Raw genomic sequence first — 23,300 nt, forward strand, 5'->3', positions numbered from 1 at the left:
ACCAGTTTGTGCTGCTAGTCGGAAGCCATGTTTTTACTTTATCCTATAAAGAAAACGATGAATTGCCTATTTTTTATTGGTTTAGGTCACGATTTACTGCAATTTTGAAACTTTATGTTTTATAGAGAGGATAAATCGACTAACATTTATCAAATTTGCCTGAAATAGTCAGAAATCTAGGAGAAAGAAATGAAAGTCGTTGAAGTAAAGCATCCTCTGGTTCGTCATAAAGTTGGTTTAATGCGTGAAGCGGATATCAGCACCAAACGATTTCGTGAACTCGCCACTGAAGTTGGCAGTTTATTAACCTACGAAGCTACCGCTGATTTTGAAACTGAAACGGTGACAATTGAAGGTTGGAATGGCCCTGTTACTATTGAGCAACTTAAAGGTAAGAAAGTAACTGTAGTGCCTATTTTACGTGCCGGTTTAGGCATGATGGATGGCGTTCTTGAGCATTTACCCAGTGCGCGTATTTCTGTAGTGGGTATTTATCGTGATGAAGAAACATTACAACCAGTACCTTACTTTGAAAAAATAGTCAGTAATGTAGATGAGCGTATCGCTTTAGTGGTTGACCCGATGTTAGCAACTGGCGGTTCAATGATTGCGACTATCGACCTGCTGAAAAAACGCGGTTGTACTTCAATTAAAGCGTTAGTTTTGGTTGCCGCGCCAGAAGGCATTAAAGCACTTGAATTAGCTCATCCTGATATTGAGTTGTATACCGCTTCGATCGATGATTGCTTAAACGAGCAAGGCTATATTTTGCCAGGTTTAGGTGATGCGGGTGATAAGATATTCGGTACCAAATAATTCGTTATACTGAATTGTTGATGCCATTGCTCGGCGTGATTTACATCATGTACGAGACAATAAAAACGGGAGCCTTTAGTAAGGCTCCCGTTTTTATTTCTAGCTTGATAAGCCGTCGTTATCATTTAAATGTTAAAGCACCATTGCAGCTATCCAACCAAAAATAAGCAGTGGGATGTTGTAGTGAATAAACGTTGGGATCACGCTGTCGCGAATATGATCATGTTGTCCATCGGCATTAAGACCTGCTGTTGGACCTAGGGTCGAATCCGATGCCGGTGAACCCGCATCACCAAGCGCTGCAGCAGTACCGACCAGCGCAATCGTTGCCGCAACAGAAAAACCAAAACTGAGTGCTAAAGGCACGTAAATGGTGGCAATAATGGGAATAGTTGAGAACGAAGAGCCAATTCCCATGGTGATCAATAAGCCGACAATTAGCATCAGTAATGCGGCTAAAGCCTTGTTGTCACCTATGATGTCACCTAGGGAGGTCACTAGTGTGCCAACTTCCCCGGTAGATTTAACCACAGCAGCAAAGCCCGCAGCGGCAATCATAATAAAGCCGATATTGGCCATCATGTGCACACCTTGGTTAAACAGGTCTTTGCTCACTTCGTGTTTAATGATCCCTGAGAAACGAAAGATAATGAAACCACTTAACGCACCAAAGATCATCGAATCAGTTTGTAATTGAACGATTAAAGTAACCACAATTGCTGATAGTGATATCACAAGGCTTTTTCGACTGATGGTGGTTGCAATAGTGTCACTTACCACGGGTTGTTCAATCATGTATTCTCTAGGCTTGCGGTAACTGATAAATATTGCGGTGAGTAGGCCGACAACCATGCCCATAGCAGGTAATAGCATTGCTTTAGGAATTTGTTCACCGATAGCATTTAGCCCATTAGTGTTTAAATTTGCCAACAGAATGTCATTGAGAAAAATACCGCCAAAACCGATGGGTAAAATCATGTACGTGGTGACCAAGCCAAACGTGAGGATACAGGCTATAAGGCGGCGGTCGATACCTAGCTTTGAAATAACATGCAATAAAGGTGGAATAAGGATAGGAATAAAGGCGATGTGAATCGGCAAAATGTTTTGTGATGAAACAGCCATCAATAATATTGTGACTAATAGTAACCAACGTACAACTTGAGTATTGCCACTATTGGGCTCTTTACCGAGTTTTTTGATAATTGAATGAGAAATTAATGTCGTTAAACCTGAATGTGACAATGCTGCTGCAAATGCACCAAGTAATGCATAGCTTAGGGCTATTTGAGCGCCGCCGCCTAGGCCATCATTAAAGGCTGCGATTGTTTGATGAATATCTAATCCACCGACTAAACCGGCCACAACTGCACTAATGGTTAACGAGACCACAACGTTAATTCGAATAAAGCTTAAAAACAACATTAAGCAAACCGCGATTACAACCGCATTCATAATCATTTTTCTTAAAAGTAAGTGAGGCCGCTATTCTTGACTGTCTAGAGTCTATTTGTCCAGCTGATATCGATTTTTTAGGTATTTTTGCTGATAGTTAACTCAGGATGACTTGTCATTTAATATGTGGTTGTAGAAAACAAGGAATGAAATCATGTCATCAAATCATTTTGTCATATTTGAAACTTATTATTTAATGAGTCATGATGTTTTATTTTTCAGCAAGTAAACCAACATTCATCTGAAATAACTTATAAGTCCGTTAAATTAGATGTATGGTATACAACTGATTTAAGTCTCAACAGTATGGGTAATTGCTTGGTGGGTCACCATTTTGCGATACACATGTACTGTTGTTGAGTGTTTAAGCCATTAAATGGAGATAGATAATGAGCGTATTAGTAGGCCGTCCAGCCCCAGATTTTACAGCCGCAGCCGTTCTTGGTTCTGGTGAAATTGTTGACACATTTAACCTTGCTACCGCAATTAAAGGTAAGCCTGCAGTTATTTTCTTCTACCCACTCGATTTTACTTTTGTATGTCCATCAGAGCTAATTGCTTTTGATCACCGTATGGAAGAGTTCACTAAACGTGGTGTTGAAGTGATTGGTGTTTCTATTGATTCACAGTTTACTCATAACGCATGGCGTAACACTCCAGTCGACAAGGGTGGTATTGGCCAAGTTAAGTACACTCTAGTAGCTGATGTTAAACACGAAATTTGTAAAGCATATGACGTAGAGCATCCAGAAGCTGGTGTAGCTTTCCGTGGTTCTTTCTTAGTAGACAAAGAAGGTCAAGTTCGTCACCAAGTGGTTAACGATTTACCACTAGGCCGTAACGTTGATGAAATGATCCGTATGATTGACGCACTTCAGTTCCATGAAGAGCACGGTGAAGTTTGTCCAGCGGGCTGGTCAAAAGGCGAAAAAGGTATGACTGCAAGCACTGAAGGTGTTGCTGCATATCTAAAAGATAACTCTGACAAGCTATAATTTAGCGAATTAGAGACAATAAAAAAGCTGCTTCGGCAGCTTTTTTATTGGGTGACATTAATGCTTTCTTATCGAACTGGCCAAGTGTTGATGGCCTGCAAGAGATAACGAAGGGCTAAGTATTCATTATTCGCTTGTAGAGTCGCTATCATCTTCCACAGCCGCTAATGGCCATCCGCCCAACGCTTTCCATCTGTTAACGATGAGGCAAAATAATTCAGCGGTACGTTCGGTATCATATAATGCTGAATGGGCTTCTTTATTGTCGAAATCGATCCCTGCCATTTTACAGGCTTTAGCTAATACAGTGTGTCCAATAGCAAGGCCTGCGAGTGTCGCGGTATCAAAGCTAGCAAAAGGATGAAAAGGAGATCGTTTTAAACCATTTCGTTCAATAGCCTTATTAACAAACCCTAAATCAAAAGCGGCATTGTGCGCGACAATGATACTGCGATGACAATCTGCTGCTTTTTGGGCTTTTTTAACTTCTTTAAAAATCTCTAAAAAAGCGACTTTTTCGTCTACTGCACCACGAAGTGGATTGGTGGGGTCTATACCGTTAAAAGCTAATGCTGCAGGTTCTAAGTTTGCGCCTTCAAAAGGCTCAATATTAAAGTGAAGGGTTCTATCAAGTACAATGACTCCATCACTATTCATTTTTAATAAGCTGACAGCAATTTCAAGCAACGCATCGGTATTGGCATTAAAACCCGCAGTTTCGACATCGATAACAACAGGGAAATAACCACGAAATCGGTGTTTAAACTTATTAGCGTCGCAAATATCAGTCATTACAGTTTTTATCCTCAATAGCTATCATTCATCGGTGCAAATGATATAAGCCAAGTATTATGCGCAAACTCAAGCGCAGTGTCATGTTTGATTGTGGTTTTTATCATCGATTAAACATGATTGTTTACTAAAGGAACTGACTTTGTGGCCGATAGAACAAATGTAATCGGGTATAAAGGGTGGTTTTATGTGGCGAAAACTGATGGTCCTCACAAGTTTGTGTCTTTGCTCAACGGCTAATGCCGACTTGAGGCACTACGTTGCGTCATTAGAAAACTCTGCATGGCGTATTGGTGAGAACAATCCAATAGAATGCCGTCTTGAACATGATATTCCTGACTATGGGCGAGCTGTGTTTACCAGTAACGCCGGTAAAGCGTTAAATTTACATTTCACGTTAGACATGTGGCTAAAACCTGATGCAGTGACTAAAGCGACATTAATTAGTCGAGCCCCTAGTTGGCGCCCAGGACACAATTCTAAAGAAATCACTCAACTGACTTACAATAAGCAGTTTAATGGTGAAGTGCCTAAAAAAGCTGCCTGGTCTATGCTGAATGAATTGAGCCAAGGAATGGAACCCACGTTTTATTATGCTGATTGGTATAATCACAATGCCAAGATTGCCGTCGGTTTGTCATCGGCTAATTTTGGCGGTAAATACCGTGAATTTCGTGCTTGCTTAGCTAATTTATTGCCATACAGTTTTGATGATATTGCTTTTACGGTGTTAAATTACCAAGAAGGCGGGGTAGAGCTTACTCGTTTTTCTAGCCAGCAATTACAGAAAATACAGCGTTATTTGTCTTTTGACCCTGAAGTAGAGCTCGTGCTCATTGATGCTTACACCGACAGTTACGGTGGACGTTCGGTTAACCAAAAGGTGTCAGATAAGCGTGCTGATTCAGTGAAAGATATTCTTATTGCTAGTGGTATCCCTAAAGATCGGATTCATACATCGGGTCATGGTGAGAAACGCCATGTAACAGGTAATGATCTTGCAGAAGAACGTAAGATGAATCGTAGGGTCGTGATTAAAATAACCAAACCTATATAAATTCTATAATGTATCGCTTATTGCGCGCCATGCGCAGTCGCCTCGTTTATTGATATGATAATTTGTTTGAGCCTGTCATCCACCTGGTAAGCAGTACAATGGCTCAATCGCTAGATTATCCTCATCTATCTCTGCCCATTTCATTTGGCTGCTATTCAATATTTTTTAATACCAAAAGCCAAATCGATAATACTCATTTGTAAACGGATGGCGGTTCACTTAAAAGCCAACTCAATAGCGTGGACATCATTTCACTTTAAAGGGTTACGCTATTTCTTATTCGTATAGCTCAAATTTATAATAGTGGCATATTTTGATTTGTAGATTTGTAGATTTGTAGATTTGTAGATTTGTTCGCTAGTATTTTGGTTTATGAATATGCTAAAAAAAAGGCAAAAAAAACCCACTTAATCCAAGTGGGCTAAATAATTTGCAATCAACAAATCTAAGGAAGGAAGTCAAGCATAAGAACTAGGGATAACTGAGGTATTGGGTTACATCAGTTTGGAGTTCTTGGTTTTCAACATCTGAATCAGATGTGTCCTGAAAACAAGGCAATAATAGAATGTATACACTAATCTGACAAACTAGAAAAATTACGAGTTACCATTAGTAAAACTAATGATTAAATATGGTTGTTAGATGTTGTTTATACTCTAATCGGCTTATATAGCGCTTTATTAGGTTATTACCTATATTTATTGCATAACTATTCGGATTAGTTAATGCGGCGGTAAAAATATTTAACAAATAGTCTATATCTCATCATGTGACAAAGCATGCTTCTTGATTTAAATATGCAAAATATAATCCTAAACAATGTTAGACATGTAGGAATTACTCATATTAAGTTGGAATGTTAAGGTTGTCTCTTCATGAGGTTTAGTTAATCCCAACATAGTCAGCAAGACAAATAAGGCAACGTTATTGGCAGAGCCGTTGATAGTGTATTGACTGGAAACAAAACGCAGAATGTTGTTGGCTTAACTTTTATTCACGTTTACATTTTCAGAGTGTGCGATGATGCTGCCATCTTGTTGTTGTCTTTTTTGTGTATTTAGCTTTTTAAGCGGCTAAACATAGGCTTTTTCAGCCAATAAATGACTATGCCTATATTGCATGTTTTGTTTAACAAATTGTTAATTTTTTTGATAAATACATTAATAAAGCTTCATCTCTTACAGTTCCTGAGGTTTTTCGTGTGTTTTAGCGCATTTTGAGCAAAATAAAGTCTACTTTTCCCTCGGTACAATATTCACAAGCGTGTTGGTACTCGGTATAGTAAGCCAACTTTTACAACCTAAAAATTGATGTTCAGATTATGTTTGTTTGGCCTATTTCAGTCTATTACGAAGATACCGATGCCGGTGGTGTTGTGTACCATTCTAATTACTTAAAATTTTTTGAACGAGCCCGAACGCAATGGTTAAAATCAATGGGTGTTCGCCAAGCTGAACTGTTGTCAGAAGATATTGCTTTTGTCGTCAAACATGCAGAATTAGATTTTCGTAAAGCTGCAAAATTTGAACAGGATTTTGTGGTTGAATCAAAAGTTATAGAATTAAAAAAAGTGTCGTTGGTGTTTCACCAGCGGCTAGTTGATCATCAAGGTGATTGCTATTGTGAAGCGACAGTTGTTGTCGCGTGTATATCTTTATCACGTATGCGTCCCCGCGCTATTCCCCTAAATATTGTTCAGGAGTTTGACAGTGCACGCTGAAATTTCATTTATTGGTTTGTTTTTAGAAGCCAGTGTGTTGGTAAAGTTAGTTATGCTGACCTTGTTGGCATTATCGATTGCCTCATGGGCAGTGATCATTCAACGCAACAAATTATTAGGCTCTGCAAGAGTTAAGTCATTACGTTTTGAAGAAACGTTTTGGTCAGGTGTTGATTTAAACCGTCTTTACAAAGAATTAATAGCACGTGGTAGTGCTATCTCTGGTTTAGAATCGATGTTTGTGGCAGGTTTTAAAGAATATACTCGTTTGAGCAAAGTAAACAGTAAAGCACCTGAAGCTGTTATGGATGGAACTTCTCGAGCAATGCGAGTGAGTTTGTCGCGAGAAATGGAAAAGCTTGAAAACCATTTGCCGCTATTGGCAACGATTGGTTCTACCAGCCCATACATTGGTTTGTTTGGGACGGTATGGGGAATTATGAATTCCTTTATTGCACTGGGCGCCGTTGAAAATGCCACTCTTGCCATGGTTGCACCAGGTATTGCAGAAGCATTGATTGCAACCGCAATGGGCTTGTTTGCTGCTATACCTGCCGTTATTGGTTATAACCGTTTTACAACGCAAGTTGATAAAATTGAAATGACTTATGCTAACTTTATGGAAGAATTCTCCAACATATTGCAACGTCAAGCGTATAGCGAGAAGGAAGCTGTTTAATGTATCAGCGTAAACGTCGTCGTCCAGTTGCAGAAATCAACGTTGTACCTTACATCGACGTGATGTTGGTGTTGTTGATTATTTTTATGGTGACAGCGCCTATTGTATCGCAAGGAGTCAAAGTAGAATTACCTCAAGGTAATGCCGAGTCTTTACCACCTGATAGTAAGCCTCCTATCGTTGCATCGATTGACGCGGCTGGACAATATTTCTTGAATATCGGCAGTAGTTCTAACTCTGAAGTTATGGACTTAGAACAAGTGTCGACTGAAGTTGGAGCGTTAATCCAGCTTGAACCGTTAAGGCCTGTGGTAGTAAAAGCTGACCGCACGATACCTTATGAAAGCGTTATTCAATTAATGATTAGTTTGCAAGGTGCTGGTGTGCCTGCTGTAGGGTTAATGACCGATTCACCGAAGGAGAAATAGGTGGCTGGAAATTCAGATTTAACCGTACCAGTTTCTATTTCTGCTGGTATTCATATTGGATTTATCGTCATTCTTGCTTTAGGCATTAGTTTTGATGATAAGCCCAAGCAAATGCAAACGGCAGCAGCAAGTGCACCTGCCGTTCAAGCAATTGTAATTGATCAACAGAAAGTTAATGACAGAGTTGAGCAATTAAAGAAACAAAAGCAAGATGTGGCCAAGCAAGAAAAAGCCCGTCAAGCAGAACTAGAACGTAAAGCATCAGAAGCTCGCCGTGAGCGTGAACGTGAACAAGAAAAAATTAAAACTTTAGAGATCCAGCGTAAACAAAAAGAGCAGGAAACTCAAAAGGCTAATGACGCCGCTAAAGCAGCTCAGGCAAAGCAAGTGCTAGAAAAAGAGCGAGCAGATAAAGCTGAAGTAGTACGCAAGCAAAAAGAACAAGAGCAAAAAGCTTCTGAGGACGCAGCTAAGAAAGCAGCTGAAAAACGTAAGCAAGAAGAGGCTGCTGCGAAAAAAGCTCAAGAAGAACGTCAACGTGCTGATGACGAACGTAAGCGTAAAGAAGATGCTGAGCGTAAACGTAAAGCAGAAGCTGATACTAAAGCGCGTCAAGAACGTGAAATGGCAGAGGCTATGGCTGCTGAACAAGATTCACTTTCTAAAACACGTAACAAGCAAGTGTTGTCAGAAGTTGATAAGTATAAAGCCATGATTATTGCCACTATTCAACGAAATTTAGTTGTTGATGAGTCAATGCGTGGGAAAAGCTGCAGGGTCTTTATTCGTCTAGCGTCAGATGGTTTTGTCACAACAAGCCAAACGTTAGATGGTGATCAGGTAGTTTGTCGAGCAGCCAAAGCGTCGATAAATAAAGCGGGACGGTTACCAGTATCGCCTGAACCGGCTGTTTATCAGCAATTAAAAGAAATTAATTTAACCGTTTCACCGGAATTTAATTAATATAAATCGTATTTAATGATGGAATGGAGTTAAAAGGAGTCACATGAATAATTTGGCTAAATGGCTAACACTGGTATTAATAGTGTTAACTACACCCGCTCGCGCAGCGTTAGATATTGTTATTACAGAAGGGGTTGATGCAGCAAGACCAATTGCTGTAGTACCTTTTGTATGGCAAGGGCAAGGTCCCGCTCCTGCATCTATTTCTGATGTGGTAGCATCTGATTTATCTCGCAGTGGTACATTTAAGACACTTGATGTTCGTGCATTGCCACAATCAACTATTTCGTCTGTAAATGGTTTTACTGCTCAAAACTGGGCTAATGTAGAAGCTGAAGCGCTTGTAGTTGGTACGGTTAAGCCATATGGAGCAGATCAATACCTAGTGAGTTTTGAGCTGATTGATTTAGTCAAAGCACAACTGCAAGCGGGTAAAGGGCCTCAGAATAACAATGAGTTATTACTTGAAAGCCGTGAAACGGTTATTAGTGCAAACCAATTTAGACAGTATAGCCATCGTATCAGTGATATTGTTTATGAAAAGCTCACCGGTATTCGTGGTGCATTTTTAACCCGTATCGCATATGTTGTGGTTAAACAAGGTCAAAAAGCACCTTACCATCTAATGATTGCGGATTACGACGGCTACAATGAACAAATGCTACTACGTTCACCAGAGCCCTTGATGTCACCAACTTGGTCTCCTGATGGGCGTCGTTTAGCCTATGTTAGTTTTGAAAATAGAAAAGCTGAAATCTTTGTTCAAGACATTTACAGCCAAACTCGTACATTAGTGAGTAGTTTTGACGGTATTAATGGTGCACCGGCTTTTTCTCCTGATGGGAAAAAATTAGCTGTTACACTGTCAAAAGATGGCCAACCAGAAATTTATGTCGTCGATATTGCCACTAAAGCAACTCGACGTATTACAGAGCATTACGCAATTGATACAGAACCATCTTGGTTCCCAGACGGTAAATCAATTTTATTTACCTCTGAACGTGGTGGGAAACCACAGTTATATCGCGTAAGTTTAGATACAAATAAAGTCTCGCGTATGACTTTTGAAGGTGAATGGAACCTCGGCGGTTCAATTAGCCCAGATGGTCGTAGTATGATTTTTGTAAACCGTACTAACGGTAAATTCCATATTGCTAGAATGGATCTTGCAACACGCTTTATGCAGGTGCTTTCATCAACTCAACTTGATGAATCACCAAGTGTTGCTCCAAATGGCACTATGGTTATCTACGGTACAACCCATCAAGGTAAACAAGTGTTAGCTGCTGTTTCTATGGACGGCAGATTTAAAGCAAGATTGCCTGTCGGCCAGGGCGAGGTGAAGTCACCCGCATGGTCTCCGTTTCTCTAAATAGATATTGATAAGGATTTAAAATGGATCTGAATAAGTTGTTTAAAGCTATGTTGGTTGCAGTTCCGCTTATGGCACTGGGTGCCTGTAGCTCAACTTCAGACTCTGAAACTGACGCTAACGGTTCTATGAGTGGTACTGGTAGTGAATACGGTAATGGTGGTATTGAAACTGGCGGTGTAGCTCCTGTACTAAGCTCTGCAGAACAGCAGCGTTTAAAAGAACAAGAATTACGTCGTCAAAATATCATTTACTTCGACTTTGACCGCAGTGAAGTTCAAAGTGAAAATGCTGAGATCATTCAAGCTCATGGTAACTACTTAGTTGAGCATCCAAATGTTCGAGTATTGATTGAAGGTCATGCTGATGAACGTGGTACGCCAGAATACAACATCGCACTAGGCGAACGTCGTGCTAAAGCGATTGCTAAGTATTTACAAGGTATGGGTGTACAACCTAGCCAAATGAGCATCGTGAGCTACGGCGAAGAAAAGCCATTAGATTATTCACGCAACGATACTGGTTTTGCTAAAAACCGTCGTGGTGTGTTAGTTTACTAAAGCGTAAAAAGTGCAAGGCCAACCGTTATCGGTTGGCCTTTTTTAGGAGATAAAAATGAAACTAGCCATATTAGTTGCGGCGATGTTCTTTACAACGGCAACGGCTTTTGCTGCACCAGCACCGGTTTCGGATGCATCTGGTGGTTCAAATGATGACAGAATTTCAAGATTAGAGCGCATCATTAAAGCAAAGCAACAAGGCGAATTCGACATGCAGCGTCGTATGGATGCATTGCAAAATGAAGTGTTGGATTTAAGAGGCATTACTGAGCAACAAAATTATCAAATGAATCAGATGTTACAGCGTCAACGACAGCTGTACGAGGAAATTGCTAATCTTACTGCTAAGTCATCAACCCCAGCAGCACCAGTTCAAGCTGATGCCACTACGGTTGCCGCAGCTAGTTCAACGTTGGGCGAGACAGGAAGCTATGAGGCCGCTGTGAACTTGGTCCTTAAAGAACGTAAGTACGATGAAGCCATTCCTGCTTTTCGTAGTTTTATATCGACATACCCAGACTCTAATTATGCAGCTAATGCAAACTATTGGTTAGGCCAGTTGTTGTACAACAAAAGCGAGTACAATGATGCGAAACAAGCATTTAGTACTGTTGTCAGTAAATTTGCAGATTCAAATAAGCGTGGCGATAGTTTAGTTAAGCTTGGCATGATTGCAGAAAAAGAAAATGATTCTGCCGGTGCAAGAGCTTTGTATAACAAAGTTCTAAAAGAGTACGCAGATAGTGCCTCCGCACGCCTTGCACAACAACAATTATCAGCATTGAAAGGCTAATTAAGCCAAAAAACAGCCTCTTAGTCTGTTTTTCATGCAAACAACAAGAAATTATAAATTTGCGCTTGCATGAGAAATTGAAAAAGGTATTATAGGCGCCCTCAGAACGGCAGAGCTTTCTGGGGTGTGTTGAGGTGATACTAACTTAGTCTACAGTTACTGTGATATGAGTTATTATTAACAATCAACACAATGGGATGTTAATTTAACAAGTCTTGAAATATAGCAGTTAGGTATGTTCCAGTAAGAATGTCAGTTCTTGCAAAACCAAGATGGGTCGTTAGCTCAGTTGGTAGAGCAGTTGGCTTTTAACCAATTGGTCGAAGGTTCGAATCCTTCACGACCCACCACTTTTTAAATCGTGGCTAAAGAATTTAAAGGTTACACCAAGATGGGGCGTTAGCTCAGTTAGTCTTGAAATAGAGACAGTTGGCTTATGTTCCAGTAAGAATATCAGTTCTTGCAAAACCAAGATGGGTCGTTAGCTCAGTTGGTAGAGCAGTTGGCTTTTAACCAATTGGTCGAAGGTTCGAATCCTTCACGACCCACCACTTTTTAAATCGTGGTTAAAGAATTTAAAGGTTACACCAAGATGGGTCGTTAGCTCAGTTGGTCTTGAAATAGAGACAGCTGGCTTTTGTTCCAGTAAGAATATTAGTTCTTCCAAAACCAAGATGGGTCGTTAGCTCAGTTGGTAGAGCAGTTGGCTTTTAACCAATTGGTCGAAGGTTCGAATCCTTCACGACCCACCACTTTTTAAATCGTGGTTAAAGAATTTAAAGGTTACACCAAGATGGGTCGTTAGCTCAGTTGGTCTTGAAATAGAGACAGTTGGCTTTTGTTCCAGTAAGAATATCAGTTCTTGCAAAACCAAGATGGGTCGTTAGCTCAGTTGGTAGAGCAGTTGGCTTTTAACCAATTGGTCGAAGGTTCGAATCCTTCACGACCCACCACTTTTTAAATCGTGGTTAAAGAATTTAAAGGTTACAGCAAGATGGGTCGTTAGCTCAGTTGGTCTTGAAATAGAGACAGTTGGCTTTTGTTCCAGTAAGAATGTTAGTTCTTCCAAAACCAAGATGGGTCGTTAGCTCAGTTGGTAGAGCAGTTGGCTTTTAACCAATTGGTCGAAGGTTCGAATCCTTCACGACCCACCACTTTTTAAATCGTGGTTAAAGAATTTAAAGGTTACACTAAGATGGGTCGTTAGCTCAGTTTGTCTTGAAATAGAGACAGTTGGCTTTTGTTCCAGTAAGAATATCAGTTCTTGCAAAACCAAGATGGGTCGTTAGCTCAGTTGGTAGAGCAGTTGGCTTTTAACCAATTGGTCGAAGGTTCGAATCCTTCACGACCCACCACTTTCTTTGTTATTCCCTCACTATTATTTCTAAATCATCACAGAATACAAGACTTATCATTGGCTAAAATAGCTCAGTATATTTTCAGATGTTTAAATCTCGATAGTTTGCTTTAATTTCAATAATAATTAGGTTTTGCAAAATCAAGATGGATCGGCAGCTTTGTTACTCTGTGTGAAATCAACTGCTGCCGTTGACTTTTGAGTCATTTTTCCAATGTTTGAACCTTTCATTACCCACTATTTTACTCCTTTAGTTATGTCCTCTAAGAATCCCTTTTATCAACGTTATATCTTATTATTACGTTACAAGATTTGAGTAGCGTTCGATGATTATATTCCAGCGAGCCTAAGATGTTATACAAAACCAATCCAGGTCGTAACTGGTCGATGTATTTTGTTATCAGCTTATTTAGCGTTTAATTTCTTATAAATCTTTAGTGTCCGAACTCATCAAGATCTACATTGTATTAAACAACATCTTGTTTTCGAAGTAGTCTATTTATTAGTTTTTGCTTGTCTACTTTTGTCTCATAGACCTATTGCTAATGTTATATGATTGTTAATTGGCTCATATTGCTCAAGATTAGAACAATATCAATAGGGAGATAATAATGAAAAAGCAAAAACTCAGTCTTTATGTTGCAGGTGCTTTATTGGCAATGAGCGGGGGAGCTCAGGCTGCTACAGATATGACTTTTGGTGGCTACATTAAAGCCGATGTGATGTTTAGTGATTATGGTAATGGGGCGCCAGATTCAGGTTCTCTATCTCGTCAGTTCTATGTGCCAGGAACGATTTATGGCACGACGGGGAATGGTAAGCAAGTAGTCGACTTTCAAGCTCGTGAATCGCGTTTTAATTTTAAGACTGTTACTGATCTTGAAGGGCATAAACTGACCGGTTTTATTGAACTGGATTTTATGACACATACAGATGGTAATGAACGTGTGTCTAATAGTTACTCTCCACGTATTCGCCATGCATTTGTAAGTTATGATAATTGGACTGTAGGACAAACGTGGACCACGTTCCAAAATCCTGGTGCTTTACCGGAAAACCTGGATTTTGTTGGTGCGGCAGAAGGCACACCGTTTGTTAGACAATCACTATTACGTTATACCAGCGGTAACTGGCAATTTTCGATTGAAAACCCTGAAACAACTGTGACGCCATTAGGCGGCGGTGGTCGAATTACCAGTGGCAGTGGCGTTGTTCCTGATTTTGTAGGACGCTATAATTTTAGCGCTGCCAGTGGTTCTGCATTTTCAGTTGCGGCGATTGTAAGGCAATTAGATCTAGAGCAAGTCGTTGGTACCACAACGTATGATACTTCTGAGCTGGGTTATGGTGTCAGTTTTGCGGGGGTTATCCCTGTTGGTAAAGATGACCTCAAATTTACTGCCACTTACGGGGAAGGGCTAGGTCGTTATATGGCGCTAAATTATGCTAACGCTGGTGTGCTTGATACCAACGGTGAAATTCAAACGATTAAATCGTTTGGTGGTTTCGTCTCATATCGTCATTGGTGGTCAGAGCAATGGCGATCTAGTGTGACGCTTTCAGGTTTTAGCGCAGATAATGATGTAGCGCTTACCGGCGGTGCCGTTAATAAAGAGGCTTACTCTGGTTACGTTAACTTATTGTTCTCACCTTCAAAGCCACTGACTTTTGGAGTTGAGTTTATGCATGCCTTGAATGAACGTGAAGACGGTTCCGATGGCGACTTGAATCGGATTATGTTTTCGGCGAAATATGCTCTTTAGTATTTGAGTAGATAATAAAAAGGCAACCCATTAGGTTGCCTTTTTATCTTTATACTTACGAAGCTTAATTAAGTAAGTTGTTTTGACGAACATACGCTTCGAATTCGGTGCAACCACCAATAGGTTGTTCATCTACAAAAATTTGTGGAACAGTTTCTACCGTTTTACCCACACTTTTTGATAAATCCGCTTTAGTGATACCTTCGGCATGAATATCAATATATTTGAATTTGAAATCTTCACTCTGCGCCGCTAATTTTTCTGATAATTCAACAGCTCGAACACAATATGGGCAACCTGGGCGGCCAAAAATAACTACAAACATGGTGACTCCTGTTTTATGATATGGCCAATTTATACCATAAGTACTTTTCAAATCATAATTCAACGCAATTAATTTTGTTTTAACTCATATCGATTTTATATTTGCCTTGATAGTCAAAAAATGAATCAACTAAATCCCAGCGATGTTTGTTTTTTTTCAGTAATAATAAATCGGGTTTTCTGAATCGAATTTGATCCGTCAATACATCGGTTACTTTATTATATTGAGGATGCGGTATACCTGGAGTGCGGGTATGACTGAGAACAAATACCGCATAAAATGCTTTTCGTTGTGCTGGTGTGGCGAAGCTAAACATTCGCTTAAAATCATTACCTTCAATATCAATATATTGAATAAGCAACTTATTGTCTTGATCGCGCAACAACATTTGCTCACATTTAAATAAGTGATGATGCTGAGCGTTAAGTACTTGTTTTAGTCGCTTATCGGGATCAATTAAGGTTGATTGGCAGCTATGACAAATACGTGCCGCGATATCATTTTCCGCTCCACAGTCAGGGCATGACTTTGATCTAAATCTAAAGTCACACTGTTGCAGCTCATCGATTAACCCCTGACAGCGTCTGCCATAATGTTCAATAATATCGCCATCGCCATCTACTAGGCCCCAAAAAGTATTAGCAAATTGACATACAGGACAATGCACTTGTACTGGTACTGATTTGCTATTGGGTTTGGCTTGACCGACTTCCGGGTAAAATAAGTCATAACCATTAGCGGCATAATCAATGACTAAACAATCTGCTTTATTGGGGGCCAAGCGTAATCCTCGACCTATCATCTGTTGGAATAGGCTCACCGATGCGGTGGGGCGCAAAATTGCGATAAGGTCGACGTGAGGAGCATCGAAGCCTGTGGTTAATACGGCAACGTTAACAATGTATTTGAGACGTTGGGCTTTAAAGCGATTGATGATGTCATCACGTTCGCTATGTGGCGTTTGAGCGGTAATTAAGGCGGCATCGTCGTCTAATAGAGTCATTACTTCATTGGCATGTCTGACCGTAGCAGCAAAAATCAATACACCTTTTCGGAGTTCAGCAAGTTGTTTTACTTGTTTGATAATAGCTGTGGTTGCTCGTCCTTGATGATGTAATAAAGAATCGATTTCCATTTGTGGATATTCACCACTGTCATGTGCAACGAGCTCACTAAAATCATACTGTGCACTCAGTCCGTCAAAAATGGTTGGTTTGGTTAAGTAACCTTTTTTGATCAATGGTCGCATTGGAAGTTCAAAAATGCATTTTTCGAATACAGGTGTATCTGTATTACCTACTTTTCCATGATAATGGTGCCGGTAAATCCAGCCTAAACCTAAACGATAAGGCGTGGCAGTTAGCCCAAGCAGTTTAATGTCAGGATTACGCGCTTTAAGGTGCGTGAGCAGTTGTTGATATTGGCTAGTAGACTCATTACTGACTCGATGGCATTCATCAATGATCACTAATGAAAATGCTTGAGTGAATTTATCTAGGGCGCGAGCGGCTGATTGGACACTGGCTACCACGGTTTTGCCATTAGCCTTTTTTTGATTTAATCCTGCGGAATAGATGTTGGCCTCTTGAGTGAGTAAACCCACTTTTTCAGCATTTTGAGCGACTAATTCTTTTACATGGGTGAGCACTAGCACATTACCATTCGCGATACGTGCCAGTTCGGCAATCACAATACTTTTACCCGCACCGGTAGGTAGCACTAATACCGCCGATTGTTGGCTGTGCTTGAAGTGAGCTATAGCCGCGTCGACCGATTGTTGTTGATAGTCACGTAAGGTGATATTTACGGGGTGAGTAGATGAGTGTTTCACTTTACCGGTAGCGTTGTTCTGGTTTATATAAAGCTTAACATAGCCAATGATTGATAAACCATGATGTTTTAATTGAGTTGGATAAATCAATTGCTGATGGTTAAAGATGATAAATAGACAGGGATGGTATTTTTTGCGTGTTAAGCGCTGTTTTTTTATATCAGTTGGTGTAGATTCATCTATTGAATCAGATGATATTAATACTAATAAAAATGAAATTTATCACCATCAGGAAAACACATTATGAAATTTTTATCGTTAGCCGCTCTGTTAATGGTTAGCCATCTCGCCGTTGCCGAAGAAAGTCTGGTCATTGGTTTATCTATTGAAGAAACGGTTAAGCATTCAGACGATGCAACTGCATCGGCATCAAAAATTGAGATGGGACTAAATGAATCTGTGTCACTCAGTGTTGAAGGAGACTATGGCGTGACCATAGTATCGACAGCAAATAGTGATAATAAGGTTAATTTGTTGATAAGTTTACGCGATGAATCTAATGATGGTGCGGATCTATTAGGTGACAAAGCCATAACGATTAAAGTGGGTCAATCAACGAGCTACAAAATGACATTAAATGATCATTCATATAATGTCACTATTGATACTGCTTATGCTCCACAGCCTAAGGTTTCAGATAAGTAATAATGTTAAATAATGCTGGTTTTAGATAAAAAAAAAGCCCCTCAATTGAGGGGCGAAAAGAGAAATTGGTCAGGATTTCTCAGGGTGGATAGAACATCACAAGTTGATTTTCATTACTCAGTTTTGTTTAAGCGAGACTCAATCAACGTATCAATCACTGCAGGATCTGCCAGAGTAGAAGAATCACCTAAGTTGGTTACTTCGTTAGCCGCAATTTTACGTAAGAATCGACGCATAATTTTGCCTGAACGCGTTTTAGGTAAACCACTTGCCCACTGGATAAGGTCTGGTGTAGCAAGTGCACCAATTTCTTTACGAACCCATTGACGTAACTCTTGACGTAACTCTTCTGTCGGTTCAATGCCACGGGTTAGGGTGACGTATGCATAAATTCCTTGGCCTTTAATGTCATGTGGGTAACCCACAACGGCCGCTTCAGCAACGAGTTCATGCGACACTAGAGCGCTTTCCACTTCAGCCGTACCTAAGCGATGCCCAGAAACGTTGATGACATCATCGACACGACCAGTGATCCAATAATAGCCATCTTCATCACGACGTGCGCCATCACCGGTAAAATACATACCGCGGAATGTTTTAAAATAAGTCAGCGCAAATCTATCATGGTCACCGTACACTGTTCGCATTTGGCCTGGCCACGAGTCAAGGATAACTAAGTTACCTTCACCAGTACCTTCAACAATATCACCCATGTTATCAACCAGTGCTGGTTGCACACCAAAAAATGGTCGAGTTGCAGAGCCAGGTTTGGTATCCGTTGCACCAGGTAATGGGCTGATCAGGATGCCGCCAGTTTCAGTTTGCCACCAAGTGTCGACAATAGGGCAGTTTTCATGACCGATTACCTCATGGTACCAACGCCAAGCCTCAGGGTTTATGGGTTCACCTACTGAACCCATAATGCGCAATGAGTCACCTTTATAGCTGCTAAATTGTTCTTTACCTTCAGCCATTAATGCACGAATTAATGTAGGAGCGGTATACAGGATATTGACCTTATGTCGGTCAATCATTTCACCTAATCGAGCTGGAGTAGGGTGATTAGGTACACCTTCATGAATTAATACCGTGGCGGCATTAGCAAAAGGTCCATATACCATATAGGAATGACCGGTAATCCAGCCTACATCGGCGGTACACCAATATACTTCGTCAGCTTTATAATCAAACACGTATTCGTGTGTCATCGAGGCATACACCATATAACCACCGGTAGTATGAAGCACACCTTTAGGATTACCTGTAGAGCCAGAGGTATAAAGCAAAAATAGTGGATCTTCGGCGTTCATTTCTGCTGGTTGGCAAAATTCTGAAGCCACTTCCATGAGTGAATGCCACCAAACGTCTCGACCTTCAACCCAATCGATGTCACCACCTGTGCGCTTAAATACAATAACTTTTTCGACGCAAGTAACATCAGGATTTGATATGGCTTCATCAATGCTGCGTTTTAAAGGGATTTTACGGCCACCACGAATACCTTCGTCGGCAGTAATTAAGACTTTTGATTTTCCATCAATTACCCTTGCTGCTATCGAGTCGGGTGAGAAGCCACCAAATACCACTGAATGAACTGCACCAATGCGAGCACAAGCAAGCATAGCGACTGCCGCTTCAGGCACCATCGGCATGTAGATAGTGACGATATCTCCCTTATTAACCCCTTGGCTACGTAGCGCATTGGCAAACTTACACACTTGTGTGTGTAGCTCTGCGTAAGTTAATTTGCGTTGTTCGTTGGCGTCATCGCCTTCCCAAATAATGGCAAGCTTATCGCCGTGTTCTTCAAGGTGACGATCTAAACAATTGGCCGAGGCATTGAGCGTGCCATCATAAAACCAATTAATCGAAAGATTATGATCATCAAAAGACGTTTTCTTAATTTTGGTATAAGGTTTAATCCAATCAATACGTTTGCCGTGTTCTCTCCAGAAACCTTCTGGATTAATAATGGACTCCTGGTACATTTTCTTATATTGATCGTTATTAACCAGTGCGTTTTCTGCAATGTCACTAGGAACTTTGTAAAGAGACTGCGGGGTCATGGGGCTTCCCTTTCTAAAAATGGCGTGGTTAAAGTATCATCTGCAACGGGTTGTTTGCACTATTAGACCTTGGTCTAGTTTTAAAATATCCTTAATATTTAGTCTGTTGCACGTGTTAATATGGTAATGGTTGCTGCAGATTTGGTCGATTATTTATATCGATTCTCTTATGCAGGTTGTTTTCTGCTCAATACATGATGTTTTAGATGAAAATAAAACAGATTTTTAATAATAATAAAGTGATAGCGGACGTTTCATGAACTTAACCTTAATCGTTGCCGTGATTGCGGTATGTTATGTGTCATTGCTGTTTATTTTGGCATGGGGTGCCGAGCGGTGGTTTAGTAAAATAAATCAAAAAGCTCAAGTATGGATTTATGGGCTCAGCTTAGCGGTGTATTGCTCATCATGGAGTTTTTTAGGCACAGTAGGTCAGTCTGCCAATGATTTATGGTCATTTCTACCTATTTTTGTCGGCCCAATATTAGTGTTTACTCTTGGGTTTGGCATGCTACGAAAAATGGTTGTGGTGTCTAAAGCACAAAACATTACTTCAGTTGCCGACTTTATTGCTGCTCGTTATGGCAAGTCACAGTTATTAGCCGCTTTAGTCACGCTTATTGCATTGTTTGGCATCATGCCTTATATCGCACTACAGCTTAAAGCAATGGTGTTTAGCCTTAACTTATTTCAACCTGATGATACCCCCTTAAGCCCAGTGGCGGTGCCATTATTGATCACCATGTTACTGGCCATTTTTGCCATTTTATTTGGTACGCGTAAATTAGATGCGACTGAACATAATCCTGGAATGATGGTCGCGATTGCGTTTGAGTCATTGGTTAAACTTGCGGCATTTATCTCAGTCGGTTTGGTGATTAGTTTTGGTGTTTTTGATGGCTTTGGCGATATTTGGCAGCAGGCATCAGATAAAGCATTAATCGAAAATAGTCACATTCGTTTAGAGTCGTTTCTCCCTGAACTATTTGTTGGTATGGCAGCGTTTTTGTGTATGCCAAGGCAGTTCCATGTGATGGTGGTTGAATGTGGCGGCGAGCATATTTTAAAGAAATCTCGCTGGATATTTCCGATTTATTTAGCCTTGTTTGGCATGTTTGTCGCGCCATTGGCATTAGCCGGTAAAATTATTCTGGGTGATTCGGTATCTGCTGATACTTATGTTATTAATTTGCCTTTGGCACTAGACCAACCAATATTAGCGGTTGTAGCCTTGTTAGGTAGTTTGTCTGCGGCAACTGGGATGGTGATCGTGGCCGTAGTGACCATCAGTGTGATGGTCAGTAATGAGTGGTTGGTGCCATTTTTGCTGCGAACGGGGCAAATAAGAGAAAAGAACTTTAGCCAATTTTCTCAATTATTATTAAATGTCCGCCGTTTATCGATTGTGGTTATTCTAGGTTTTGGCTATTTAAGTTATTTACTGTTTACTGACAGTGACTCGCTTTCACATTTAGGAATGATGTCCTTTGGCGCATTTTCTCAACTAGCGCCGGCATTAGTCGGTGGATTATATTGGAAGCACGGTAATCGAGCGGGTGTTTATCTTGGCCTAGCTGTCGGTTTTAGCTTGTGGTGTTTTATTTTACTTCAAGGTGCAGGCGAGGCTCGTTTACTCGGTAGTGAGTCTGGCTTACTCAATTCAATAACCCCAAATATTAGTGATACATTAATCGCTTTGTTAGCGAATATATTTTGTTATGTGTTGGGTTCTATTTGGTTTAGAGCGGGCGTTGCCGAACGTATTCAAGCAAGTAATTTTGTTAAACCTTGGTCATCTAAGAAAGATTCGAAGAAACGTCAAGGGCCTATTTCGCAACAAGATTTATTAATTTTAGCAAGCCGATTTGTGAGCCCAACTCGTGCTTATGAAAGCTTTAGTCGTTTTTCTGCCGATGCAGTTAAAAGTGACAGTTGGTACAAAGCAGCTCCAGAAGAATTAATTGCTCACACTGAACACATGCTGTCGGGTGTTTTAGGTGCATCAAGTGCATCATTAGTGATGGACTCTGTCCTACAAGGCCGCGATTTGGCGCTGGATGAAGTATTCAGTCTTGTAGATGAAGCATCCTCTAAAATTATTTTAAGTCAGGATATGCTGCGCGGTGCAATTGAACACGCTTATGAAGGTATGAGTGTGGTCGACAAAGACCTAAGCTTGGTTGCGTGGAATTATCGCTATGTTGAATTGTATCAATATCCTGAAGGCTTTTTACAACAAGGAATGCCTATTGCTGAAGTGGTGCGGTTTAATGCGTTGCGCGGCTTTTGTGGCTCGGGAGACATTGAAAATCAGGTAGCAGTGCGGGTACAGCATATGCGTAATGGCACTCCGCACACATCTGAGCGTGAACGCCAAGATGGTAAAGTGATTAAAATTCAAGGTAATCCAATGCCCGATGGTGGCTTTGTGATGACATTTACCGATATTACTCAATATCGTTTGCAAGAAAAAGCGTTACTGGAAGCCAACGAAACTCTAGAAAGTCGTGTGCAAGAACGAACCTATGAATTGGCGATGCTAAACAGTGAATTACTTGAAGCAAAAGCGCAAGAAGAGCTCGCTAATGCGTCTAAAACTCGATTTTTAGCCGCCGTCGGTCACGATCTAATGCAGCCATTAAATGCGGCAAGGTTATTTACGGCCTCATTATCGCAATATCCTAATCTAGATTTAGAAGCCCGCACCACGCTAACTCATGTAAACAGTTCGTTGAAAATAGCGGGAGAGTTATTGACCGATTTACTCGATATCTCAAAACTCGACTCTGGCATGGTGGACGTTAATCGTCGTGATTTTGCTATCGCAGAGGTGATTAACGGTTTATCGGTTGAATTTGACGCCATGGCCAGTGATAGCCAAATTTCGTTTTCAATGGTGCCTTCAAAAGCGACAGTTAACTCCGACCCTTCATTATTACGACGTATTTTGCAAAACTTTTTAACCAATGCATATCGATATGCCCGTGGTGGAAAAGTATTATTTGGTTGCCGCCATCGAGGTGATTTTATCGAAATCCAAGTGTTAGATACTGGCTGTGGGATAAATGAGTTTGATATACAAGAAATTTTTAAAGAGTTTAAACGTCTTAATCATCCCAGTAGCCGTAATGTTGGCGGCTTGGGATTGGGATTGGCGATTGCCGATCGGATTAGTAAAGTACTTGATCATCAAATTCATGTAAGTTCAACTTTAGGTCATGGTTCTCTATTCTCTATATTCGTGCCATTAGGTGAAACGGTCAGCAAAATAAGTAGTAAACCTTTACCGACATTATTGCAGCCTTTAGCTGGCATTAAAGTCTTGTGTATTGATAATGAAGAAGCCATTCTCGCGGGGCTAGAGTCTTTGTTAAGTCGTTGGCAATGTGAAGTTATTTGTGCCAAAGACCTTGCCGATGCTCGAATTAAATTAGGGCTTAAAGGAGTCGCCCCAGACATTATGTTAGCTGATTATCATTTAGATGATGACCAAAATGGTATTGATGCGATGAATGGTATTCGCAGTCGTTATGGTGAGCATTTACCAGGGATATTAATTACTGCCAATACTAATAAAGATTTGATTGATGATGTTGAAAAACGTGGCTATCACTATATGGCAAAGATGGTAAAACCTGCCGCATTGCGTGCGTTAATTTCTAGTCTTGTTAAAAAGTAATTGA

Annotated in this window: 18 protein-coding genes and 6 tRNA genes; 19 read left to right on the forward strand and 5 right to left on the reverse strand. The window is 40.5% G+C overall.

Going from position 1 to position 23,300, the window contains the following annotated elements:
• The first annotated feature begins 189 nt into the window (after positions 1–189).
• Positions 190–816: a uracil phosphoribosyltransferase gene (gene upp, locus SFRI_RS07450; RefSeq protein ID WP_011636926.1), complete on the forward strand. Its 627-nt coding sequence runs from the start codon at positions 190–192 to the stop codon at positions 814–816.
• A gap of 132 nt (positions 817–948) precedes the next feature.
• On the opposite strand, the gene SFRI_RS07455 is transcribed toward upp, so the two are convergent.
• Positions 949–2,271 (reverse strand): Na+/H+ antiporter family protein, encoded by a 1,323-nt coding sequence (locus SFRI_RS07455; RefSeq protein ID WP_041412872.1) that lies wholly within the window; start codon positions 2,269–2,271, stop codon positions 949–951.
• 389 nt (positions 2,272–2,660) lie between these two features.
• On the opposite strand from SFRI_RS07455, the gene SFRI_RS07460 reads away from it, so the two are divergent.
• On the forward strand, positions 2,661–3,266 hold the full coding sequence (locus SFRI_RS07460; RefSeq protein ID WP_011636928.1) for a peroxiredoxin: 606 nt from the start codon (positions 2,661–2,663) through the stop codon (positions 3,264–3,266).
• A 126-nt stretch (positions 3,267–3,392) separates the two neighbouring features.
• On the opposite strand, the gene rnt is transcribed toward SFRI_RS07460, so the two are convergent.
• Complete coding sequence (gene rnt / locus SFRI_RS07465) at positions 3,393–4,058, reverse strand: ribonuclease T (RefSeq protein WP_011636929.1); 666 nt, start codon at positions 4,056–4,058, stop codon at positions 3,393–3,395.
• A gap of 187 nt (positions 4,059–4,245) precedes the next feature.
• On the opposite strand from rnt, the gene SFRI_RS07470 reads away from it, so the two are divergent.
• From SFRI_RS07470 to SFRI_RS07540, 15 genes are all read left to right on the forward strand, one after another.
• The gene (locus SFRI_RS07470; RefSeq protein ID WP_011636930.1) at positions 4,246–5,115 is read left to right on the forward strand and encodes a flagellar protein MotY; all 870 of its coding nucleotides are present in this window, start codon (positions 4,246–4,248) and stop codon (positions 5,113–5,115) included.
• Positions 5,116–6,433: 1,318 nt separating this feature from the next.
• Positions 6,434–6,835: a tol-pal system-associated acyl-CoA thioesterase gene (gene ybgC, locus SFRI_RS07475; RefSeq protein ID WP_086019746.1), complete on the forward strand. Its 402-nt coding sequence runs from the start codon at positions 6,434–6,436 to the stop codon at positions 6,833–6,835.
• On the forward strand, positions 6,825–7,514 hold the full coding sequence (gene tolQ, locus SFRI_RS07480) for a protein TolQ (protein ID WP_011636932.1): 690 nt from the start codon (positions 6,825–6,827) through the stop codon (positions 7,512–7,514). The genes ybgC and tolQ overlap by 11 nt, the downstream gene beginning before the upstream one ends.
• Positions 7,514–7,942 carry a protein TolR gene (gene tolR, locus SFRI_RS07485; protein WP_011636933.1) on the forward strand — a complete coding sequence of 143 codons (429 nt, stop codon included), beginning with the start codon at positions 7,514–7,516 and terminating at the stop codon, positions 7,940–7,942. Before tolQ ends, tolR begins: the two co-directional genes overlap by 1 nt.
• Positions 7,943–8,905 carry a cell envelope integrity protein TolA gene (tolA, locus tag SFRI_RS07490; RefSeq protein WP_011636934.1) on the forward strand — a complete coding sequence of 321 codons (963 nt, stop codon included), beginning with the start codon at positions 7,943–7,945 and terminating at the stop codon, positions 8,903–8,905.
• A gap of 43 nt (positions 8,906–8,948) precedes the next feature.
• Positions 8,949–10,277 (forward strand): Tol-Pal system beta propeller repeat protein TolB, encoded by a 1,329-nt coding sequence (gene tolB / locus SFRI_RS07495; RefSeq protein ID WP_011636935.1) that lies wholly within the window; start codon positions 8,949–8,951, stop codon positions 10,275–10,277.
• 23 nt (positions 10,278–10,300) lie between these two features.
• Positions 10,301–10,837: a peptidoglycan-associated lipoprotein Pal gene (pal, locus tag SFRI_RS07500; RefSeq protein WP_011636936.1), complete on the forward strand. Its 537-nt coding sequence runs from the start codon at positions 10,301–10,303 to the stop codon at positions 10,835–10,837.
• Positions 10,838–10,892: 55 nt separating this feature from the next.
• Positions 10,893–11,630 (forward strand): tol-pal system protein YbgF, encoded by a 738-nt coding sequence (ybgF, locus tag SFRI_RS07505; protein WP_011636937.1) that lies wholly within the window; start codon positions 10,893–10,895, stop codon positions 11,628–11,630.
• A gap of 274 nt (positions 11,631–11,904) precedes the next feature.
• Positions 11,905–11,980, forward strand: a tRNA-Lys gene (locus tag SFRI_RS07510).
• 125 nt (positions 11,981–12,105) lie between these two features.
• Positions 12,106–12,181: transfer RNA gene (locus SFRI_RS07515), tRNA-Lys, on the forward strand.
• 125 nt (positions 12,182–12,306) lie between these two features.
• Positions 12,307–12,382: transfer RNA gene (locus SFRI_RS07520), tRNA-Lys, on the forward strand.
• Between the two features lie 125 nt (positions 12,383–12,507).
• Positions 12,508–12,583: transfer RNA gene (locus SFRI_RS07525), tRNA-Lys, on the forward strand.
• A 125-nt stretch (positions 12,584–12,708) separates the two neighbouring features.
• Positions 12,709–12,784 (forward strand) — tRNA-Lys (locus SFRI_RS07530).
• A gap of 125 nt (positions 12,785–12,909) precedes the next feature.
• Positions 12,910–12,985 (forward strand) — tRNA-Lys (locus tag SFRI_RS07535).
• Between the two features lie 613 nt (positions 12,986–13,598).
• Complete coding sequence (locus SFRI_RS07540; protein WP_011636938.1) at positions 13,599–14,750, forward strand: DcaP family trimeric outer membrane transporter; 1,152 nt, start codon at positions 13,599–13,601, stop codon at positions 14,748–14,750.
• A 64-nt stretch (positions 14,751–14,814) separates the two neighbouring features.
• On the opposite strand, the gene SFRI_RS07545 is transcribed toward SFRI_RS07540, so the two are convergent.
• Positions 14,815–15,075 (reverse strand): GrxA family glutaredoxin, encoded by a 261-nt coding sequence (locus tag SFRI_RS07545; RefSeq protein ID WP_011636939.1) that lies wholly within the window; start codon positions 15,073–15,075, stop codon positions 14,815–14,817.
• A gap of 79 nt (positions 15,076–15,154) precedes the next feature.
• Positions 15,155–16,876 carry a DNA repair helicase RadD gene (gene radD, locus SFRI_RS07550; RefSeq protein WP_165872376.1) on the reverse strand — a complete coding sequence of 574 codons (1,722 nt, stop codon included), beginning with the start codon at positions 16,874–16,876 and terminating at the stop codon, positions 15,155–15,157.
• A 273-nt stretch (positions 16,877–17,149) separates the two neighbouring features.
• Here radD and SFRI_RS07555 point away from each other — a divergent pair, with 273 nt between their 5' ends.
• On the forward strand, positions 17,150–17,551 hold the full coding sequence (locus tag SFRI_RS07555) for a hypothetical protein (protein ID WP_011636941.1): 402 nt from the start codon (positions 17,150–17,152) through the stop codon (positions 17,549–17,551).
• Between the two features lie 113 nt (positions 17,552–17,664).
• On the opposite strand, the gene acs is transcribed toward SFRI_RS07555, so the two are convergent.
• Entirely contained in the window at positions 17,665–19,617 is a 1,953-nt protein-coding gene (gene acs / locus SFRI_RS07560; protein WP_011636942.1) for an acetate--CoA ligase, read from the reverse strand.
• 256 nt (positions 19,618–19,873) lie between these two features.
• Here acs and SFRI_RS07565 point away from each other — a divergent pair, with 256 nt between their 5' ends.
• Entirely contained in the window at positions 19,874–23,296 is a 3,423-nt protein-coding gene (locus SFRI_RS07565) for a hybrid sensor histidine kinase/response regulator (protein WP_011636943.1), read from the forward strand.
• Positions 23,297–23,300: the final 4 nt, after the last annotated feature.

The organism is Shewanella frigidimarina NCIMB 400 (assembly GCF_000014705.1).
In the GTDB taxonomy this organism is placed as follows: Bacteria; Pseudomonadota; Gammaproteobacteria; order Enterobacterales; family Shewanellaceae; genus Shewanella; species Shewanella frigidimarina.

Bases quoted from the DNA above. Each gene is read 5' to 3' on its own strand.
- upp (WP_011636926.1), top strand. From the start codon at position 190: ATGAAAGTCGTTGAAGTAAAGCATCCTCTGGTTCGTCATAAAGTTGGT.
- SFRI_RS07455 (WP_041412872.1), bottom strand. From the start codon at position 2,271: ATGAATGCGGTTGTAATCGCGGTTTGCTTAATGTTGTTTTTAAGCTTT.
- SFRI_RS07460 (WP_011636928.1), top strand. From the start codon at position 2,661: ATGAGCGTATTAGTAGGCCGTCCAGCCCCAGATTTTACAGCCGCAGCC.
- rnt (WP_011636929.1), bottom strand. From the start codon at position 4,058: ATGACTGATATTTGCGACGCTAATAAGTTTAAACACCGATTTCGTGGT.
- SFRI_RS07470 (WP_011636930.1), top strand. From the start codon at position 4,246: ATGTGGCGAAAACTGATGGTCCTCACAAGTTTGTGTCTTTGCTCAACG.
- tolR (WP_011636933.1), top strand. From the start codon at position 7,514: ATGTATCAGCGTAAACGTCGTCGTCCAGTTGCAGAAATCAACGTTGTA.
- tolB (WP_011636935.1), top strand. From the start codon at position 8,949: ATGAATAATTTGGCTAAATGGCTAACACTGGTATTAATAGTGTTAACT.
- pal (WP_011636936.1), top strand. From the start codon at position 10,301: ATGGATCTGAATAAGTTGTTTAAAGCTATGTTGGTTGCAGTTCCGCTT.
- ybgF (WP_011636937.1), top strand. From the start codon at position 10,893: ATGAAACTAGCCATATTAGTTGCGGCGATGTTCTTTACAACGGCAACG.
- SFRI_RS07540 (WP_011636938.1), top strand. From the start codon at position 13,599: ATGAAAAAGCAAAAACTCAGTCTTTATGTTGCAGGTGCTTTATTGGCA.
- SFRI_RS07545 (WP_011636939.1), bottom strand. From the start codon at position 15,075: ATGTTTGTAGTTATTTTTGGCCGCCCAGGTTGCCCATATTGTGTTCGA.
- SFRI_RS07555 (WP_011636941.1), top strand. From the start codon at position 17,150: ATGAAATTTTTATCGTTAGCCGCTCTGTTAATGGTTAGCCATCTCGCC.
- acs (WP_011636942.1), bottom strand. From the start codon at position 19,617: ATGACCCCGCAGTCTCTTTACAAAGTTCCTAGTGACATTGCAGAAAAC.
- SFRI_RS07565 (WP_011636943.1), top strand. From the start codon at position 19,874: ATGAACTTAACCTTAATCGTTGCCGTGATTGCGGTATGTTATGTGTCA.